The 2,169-nt window shown below is 76.6% G+C and carries 2 protein-coding genes and 1 pseudogene; all 3 read left to right on the top strand.

All coding sequences use genetic code 11. From position 1 onward, the window contains the following. Positions 1-859 (top strand): TadA family conjugal transfer-associated ATPase (locus ABZ281_RS46905; protein WP_356664671.1); only part of this gene is annotated, 859 nt, incomplete at its 5' end. 38 nt (positions 860-897) lie between these two features. Further along, positions 898-1,770, top strand: a complete 873-nt coding sequence (locus ABZ281_RS46900; RefSeq protein WP_356664669.1) for a type II secretion system F family protein — start codon at positions 898-900, stop codon at positions 1,768-1,770. After that, a pseudogene (locus ABZ281_RS46895) lies at positions 1,767-2,169 on the top strand (hypothetical protein); the annotation flags it as partial. The gene ABZ281_RS46900 and the pseudogene ABZ281_RS46895, both read left to right, overlap by 4 nt.

Below are 2,169 nucleotides of genomic sequence, written 5' to 3'. Positions count from 1 at the left end.
GGACGACGCCCGTCCCTGGGCCGACGCCCGACTGCCCGACGGGACCCGGCTGCACGCCGTGCTACCGCCGGTGGCGGTGGGCTGCGCCTGCCTGTCGCTGCGCGTGGTACGGCCGCGAGCCTTCACACTCGACGAGTTGATCAGGGCGGGCACGGTGCCGCCGGGCGGGGACCGCATGTTGCGCGCCCTGCTCGACGCCCGACTGTCCTTCCTGGTCAGCGGTGGTACCGGCACCGGAAAGACCACGCTGCTGAGTGCCCTGCTCGGGCTGGTGGGGCCGGACGAGCGGATCGTCCTCGCCGAGGACTCGGCAGAGCTGCGGCCCGACCACCCGCATGTCGTGCGGCTGGAGACCAGACCCGCCAACCAGGAGGGCGCGGGCCTGGTCACCCTCGAGGACCTGGTGCGCCAGGCACTGCGGATGCGGCCCGACCGTCTCGTCGTAGGCGAGGTGCGCGGGCCCGAAGTGGTGCATCTGCTGGCCGCGTTGAACACCGGCCACGAGGGCGGCTGCGGGACCGTGCACGCCAACGCAGCCGCCGATGTACCAGCCCGGCTGGAAGCGCTCGGCACGGCCGCCGGGCTCGACCGGGCCGCACTGCACAGCCAGTTGGCGGCCGCCCTCTCCGTGGTGCTGCACCTGGTGCGCGACCGGGCCGGACGACGGCGGATCGCGGAGGTGCACGTGCTGGAGCGGGACCCGTCGGGGCTGGTGCGGGCGGTGCCGGCACTGCGGTGGGGAGCGCAGGCGTTCGTGCGCGAGCGGGGGTGGGAGCGGCTGCGGGGGCTGCTCCGGGGCGAGGCGAGCGGGCCCGATGCGGCGGTGACGGAGGGGGCGAGTCATGACGGGGGTGCTTGAGGTGTCGACGGGTGCGACCGCGGTGGAGGGGGTGAGCCATGACGGGGGTGCCTGAGATGTCGATGGGTGCGGCCGTGGTGTGCATGGGTGCGGCCGTCTGGCTGCTGGGCGAGCGTGAGGAGGCGGCGCGGCGGGCGCGGTTGCTGCTCGCGGACGGCGCAACCGTCGGGAGCGGGCCGCCCGGGTGGCGGTGGATGACCGGTGGACTGTGGCGGCTCCGTGGGCGGCTGCGGGCCGAGTGGTGGTCACCGGTGGCCGGGCTGGTGTTGGCGGTGCTCGGGGCGTCGGTGCTGCCGGTCGTCCTCGGGGCGGCCGGGGTGCCGCTGCTGCGGCGGGCCCGGCTGACCGGCGAGGTGCGGCGGGACCGGGAGCGCCGAGCCGACGAGGTGATCGCGTTGTGCGGGGCGCTCGCCGGTGAGGTGCGGGCTGGGCGCCAGCCGGGTGAGGCGCTGCTGCGGGCCGCGCGGGACTGCGGCGGACTCGCGGAGGCGCAGGCGACGGTGCTTGCGGCAGCACGGTTCGGCGGTGACGTGCCGGACGCGCTCGCCACGGCGGCACGGCAACCGGGCGCTGAGGGGCTGCGGGGACTCGCGGCGTGCTGGCGGGTGGCCGTGGACCAGGGTGCGGGGCTCGCGGCCGGGCTCGACCGGCTCGCCGCCGCCCTGCGCGCGGAACGCGATCAACGGTCCGACCTGCGAGCCCAGTTGGCGGGCGCCCGGGCCACGGCGGTGATGCTCGCCGGATTGCCGGCCCTGGGGCTCCTCATCGGCACGGCCCTCGGGGCCGATCCCCTCCACGTCCTGCTGCACACCGGGGCGGGACTGGGCTGTCTGGCGGCCGGCGGGGCGCTGGAGGGCCTGGGGCTGTGGTGGGTGCAGCGGATCGTGCGGGGCGCGGAGGCGGCGGCATGAGCGGAGAAGTTGTCCACAGGCTGGGGGTGACCGTGGGGATCGTGCTGGCCTGCGGATGGCCGGTGCGGTGGCTGCTGGAGGTGCGACGCCGCAGGCGGATGCGCCGGCGGCTGACCGAGCTGTCGGGGGTACGGGAAGCGGCGGTCCCTGCCCTGAGGCCGGCCGTGCGGGGGCTCGCGCGGACGTGGCTGGCGCCGATGGGTGTGGCGTGCGCCGGATGGGTGCTGGTCGGAGGCCTCGCCGGGGCCGCAGTGGGCCTGGCCGGCGCGGTGGGGGTGTGGCGGTGGCAGCTGAGGCAGGAGACGGTCGGCGCGGGCCAGGGGGCACCCGGGCCAGGCGGCGATGCAGGGCGTGACGTGCAGCCGCCCGTCCGGCCGCACGGTGGACACCCAGAAGATC

The sequence above is a fragment of the Streptomyces sp. NPDC006265 genome, assembly GCF_040613555.1.
GTDB lineage: Bacteria > Actinomycetota > Actinomycetes > Streptomycetales > Streptomycetaceae > Streptomyces.
Note: the sequence above shows the minus strand (reverse complement) of the source record. Positions and strands in the feature narration are given on the sequence as shown.

Bases quoted from the DNA above. Each gene is read 5' to 3' on its own strand.
- ABZ281_RS46900 (WP_356664669.1), top strand. From the start codon at position 898: ATGACGGGGGTGCCTGAGATGTCGATGGGTGCGGCCGTGGTGTGCATG.